Raw genomic sequence first — 3,636 nt, 5'->3', positions numbered from 1 at the left:
CGTGCGCGCAAAGATGCGCCACACTTCCCTGGCACCGCGCTCACCCCAACGCTGCCTGACGTGCCCCTCGTAATAGCGCATCCCGATCTGCTGCACCGTCAGCTGCCTGGGAACGGAAGGAATTAGAGGAATACCGAGATGCCTGCCCACCGGCAGGCATTGAAGGGCACTCCTATCGATTGCGTCGAACATGCTTGCTCCTGCATTGACTTCACTTCATAGAGGTCAGATGTCATGGGACTTAGATCGCCTGCTCGAACGGCTAGCCAATCCGCCATTGAATTCCCATGCCTGCTTGTTGCTGGCGCAGCCCTTCATGCGTGTGCAGCCGACAGCCGGTCCGCCAACAGGACAGGCATGAGGCACATCATGCACACTGGACAGGGATCAGAGCAGGATTGGTGGAGCGCGGCTGCGATGTGCCGTCGGTGCAAGGCCTGGGACGACGGCCAGCTCGGGGACGATGGACAGCGGCTGCGCCAGCACCAGAACTTGCGGCGCTGCACTGGCCGGTGTCGATGGGGGCGCTGGTGCATGTTGCTGCAGGACGCAATAGCCGCAATGGCTGCCATCGGCTGGAATGGGTTCCTGCCCCGCTTTCCGGGTCGCAGGGACGGCAATACGCTGGGTCCCACTGGCGCTACAGACTTCCATCCAGGCGAGCTGGCTATTGGCCGCCAATGTCCGTGAAATGGTGGGGGCGGCGGCGCCAAAGACCACCACGCATAGCGCCAGCCATGCGAGCGATCGATGAAGGCGTCGGCCCAAGCTCATGTTCTGTAAGCCCGATACGGTAGGCAAGAGGGAAAATAGAAACTAGAACTCATTTCATAAATAGGCGTGAGATGCGTTCTAATGATAAGGCCGCCCTCGCCGCCAATGGCATGGAAGAGGCAGTACTGCGGCAATTTGCCGCAGCGCTGGGCGTTTCAGTTGGGTTGCAACATCCCCAGCCAGGCCAGCAGCAACAGCGCCAGCCAGCCTAGCCCGATCTCCGTAAGGCTCAAGCGGCGCAGCCGATCCAGCGCACGGCGATCATGACGCATGGCCGGCACCAGAACATAACGGTTGAAGATGGCGATGAGCACCATCATGACTGCCACCAGGATCTTCAGCGCCAACAGCACCTGATAGGGAAAGCGCCAATCCAGCGGCAAGCCGCCCAGAATGAGCCAGGTATTGCACAGGCCGCTGAGCAGTACCAGGGCAACCACCGCGTGTCCGACATTGGAAAAGCGCCGCAGGATCTGCTTGGCCAGCGCCGGGTACACCGGCAGGCATTGCCTGGACAAGACCAGCAAGACCACCGGCAAGGCCCCCATCCATGCGCCCACGCTGCCTACATGCAGTAGGTCGCTGGCTTGATGGGCCCAACGCTTGCCGCCCTCATCCATGACCGCATGTCCGGTCAGGGCCAGGCTGACCAGCAGGATGCCGCTGCCTGCTGCGCACCCCAGCAGACTGACCAGGCCGCTCATGCGCCAGCACCCCATCAGCACGAACAGCGCCGCCAATTGACACCACCATGCCGTGCCAATCGAGGTGCCATTGGCGACATCGGCCAGCATGTCCAGCCGCAAGGCATCGCGCCAGCCCTCACCCAGGATGCTGGCCTGCACCGGCAAACTGACGACGATAGCCAGTGCGACCAGCCCGCACAGCAGCTTGCGCCAGACGGACAGGCGCTGCCATAGCCACGTGCGCAAGGGCTCTGCCACCAGCGTCAACAGCATCAGCGCCATGCCCCACAGGAACAAGGCCGCACCGTCCAGCGCCAGGCGGCACAGTCCCAGCAGAAACACTGGGGAGATCAAGGTGCCACGGAGAAGCTATAGCTACCCTCGGTCTTGTGACCATCCACCGACAAGGCGTGCCATTGCACCGTATAGGCGCCGGCGGGTAGTCGTGCAGGCAGCGACACCATCAACGACTTGCCCTCATCCATCAGCATGGCCTGGCCCAGCTTGACTTCCTGCTGATCGGGTCCCAGCAGCTTGAGGCCACTGAACTTCAGGTTAAGGCCCTCGGAAAAGCCCAGCGTCAGATCCGCAGGCGAGGCCACCACGGCCTTGTCAGCCGGCTCGGCCGTCTTGAGGTGAGCGTGCGCCCAGGCCGATTGCGTCAGAACCAGACCGGCCAGCGCGACCAGCCCAAGAAGGCGTTTGATTGTTTTCATGAGCTTGATTTGATGAACGACGAAAAGACTAACAACGAAGACTAACAACGAAGAACTGATGTGGATGGGATCGAGGAAGAAGTCAGAGGACAGAGGACTAAAGTCTACGCCGTCCACAAAAAAAGGAGCGCGACAAATTGCCGCAGCCCTCCGCGCTCTAGCCAGAGGCCGGCATAGGCGACGGCGGGCCGTCTATGGCAATATCGCGGTCGGCACGTCCTTAGCAAGGCTTTTCCCCTATTTATTCCCCTCAACACCCGCTTATCAATCCATCCAACAAGGAACTGCACATGGCAAACCACCCGCGAGGACCCATCACCCGCGCGCTCTCGAGAATGCGCCTGTCAAGGCTGAGCCGCCCCCTGCGCCAAGCCGGCGCCGCACTGGCCCTGCTGGCCCTGGCCTGGGGCCAGGGCGCAACGGCCGCGGACGCGCCCCGCCCCGTCAAGGTGATGGTGCTCTCCATGTTCAAACCGGAGGCGCAACACTGGCTGGAGCATTGGGGCAACACCGAACAGATCGTGATACCTGGCCTGGGCGCGGACAATCCCATCTATTGCCGCCAGGACGGCGCCTGCCTGGCTATCCTGGGCATGGGCCATGCCAATGCGGCGGCCTCCACCATGGCGCTGACCTTGTCCTCGCGGCTGGACCTGCGGCACACCTATTTCATCATCGCCGGCATTGCCGGCATCAACCCGGACTACGGGACGCTGGGCACAGCGACCTGGGCGGCTTATGCCGTGGACTTCGGCCTGCAATGGGAACTGGATGCGCGCGAGATCCCGCGTAACTGGCGCGGTGGCTACCTGGGCATCAATACCCGCGATCCCAACCAGAAACCGCCGCTGGATTATCGTACCGAGGTGTTCCAGCTCGACGCCGCCTTGCAGCAGGCCGCCTATCGGCTCTCGCGCGAGGTGGTATTGCGCGACGATGAGCAGGCCGCCCGTTATCGCGCCAACTATACGCAAGCCGTGGCACGCGCCAAGCCGCAGGTCACGCGTTGCGATACCGTCTCCAGCGACACCTGGTTCTCCGGCCATCGCTTGAGCCAGCGGGCTACCCAATGGACCGGCTTGCTCACCGATGGGCGCGGCCAGTACTGTACCGCGCAGCAGGAAGACAATGCCACCCTGGAAGCCTTGCGTCGCGCCGGCGCCGAGGGTCTGGTCGATCCCGCGCGGGTAGCGTTGCTGCGCACTGGTTCGGACTTCGATCGGCCGCCGCCAGGCCTCTCCAACGCGACCAACCTGCTCAATTTCGAGACCCAGGGCGGCTTTGCCATCGCCACCGAGAACCTCTACCGAGCTGGTTCCCCGCTGGTCGAAGCCATCGTCTCGGATTGGACGCGGTGGTCCCAGGGCGTGCCCGCCGACTGAGCAGCAAGAATGCGGCAAAGGCTTTCCATTTGGTGGGATGTTCTATAAAGTAGACAAAAAACCAAATCAGGAAAAGCG

5 protein-coding genes are annotated in these 3,636 nt (G+C 62.4%); 1 reads left to right on the top strand and 4 read right to left on the bottom strand.

Features of this window, described 5'->3' with window-relative positions:
• The 4 genes from I5W_RS32880 to copC form a co-directional block, all read right to left on the bottom strand.
• Positions 1-192: hypothetical protein (locus I5W_RS32880; protein ID WP_044530225.1), on the bottom strand; the 192-nt coding region annotated here is incomplete at its 3' end.
• A 195-nt stretch (positions 193-387) separates the two neighbouring features.
• Positions 388-768, bottom strand: a complete 381-nt coding sequence (locus I5W_RS30125; RefSeq protein WP_159106133.1) for a DUF2946 domain-containing protein — start codon at positions 766-768, stop codon at positions 388-390.
• Between the two features lie 161 nt (positions 769-929).
• Positions 930-1,802: a copper homeostasis membrane protein CopD gene (gene copD, locus I5W_RS17785; RefSeq protein ID WP_252717090.1), complete on the bottom strand. Its 873-nt coding sequence runs from the start codon at positions 1,800-1,802 to the stop codon at positions 930-932.
• Positions 1,803-1,810: 8 nt separating this feature from the next.
• Positions 1,811-2,176 (bottom strand): copper homeostasis periplasmic binding protein CopC, encoded by a 366-nt coding sequence (gene copC, locus I5W_RS17780; RefSeq protein ID WP_044530222.1) that lies wholly within the window; start codon positions 2,174-2,176, stop codon positions 1,811-1,813.
• Between the two features lie 335 nt (positions 2,177-2,511).
• Here copC and I5W_RS17775 point away from each other — a divergent pair, with 335 nt between their 5' ends.
• On the top strand, positions 2,512-3,558 hold the full coding sequence (locus I5W_RS17775; RefSeq protein WP_044530221.1) for a purine-nucleoside phosphorylase: 1,047 nt from the start codon (positions 2,512-2,514) through the stop codon (positions 3,556-3,558).
• Positions 3,559-3,636 lie beyond the last annotated feature (78 nt).

The organism is Herbaspirillum sp. B65 (assembly GCF_000333555.1).
GTDB classification, from domain to species: Bacteria; Pseudomonadota; Gammaproteobacteria; order Burkholderiales; family Burkholderiaceae_D; genus Herbaspirillum; species Herbaspirillum rubrisubalbicans.
The sequence above is the reverse complement of the archived record's forward strand: the minus strand, read 5'-3'. Positions and strand labels throughout refer to the sequence as shown.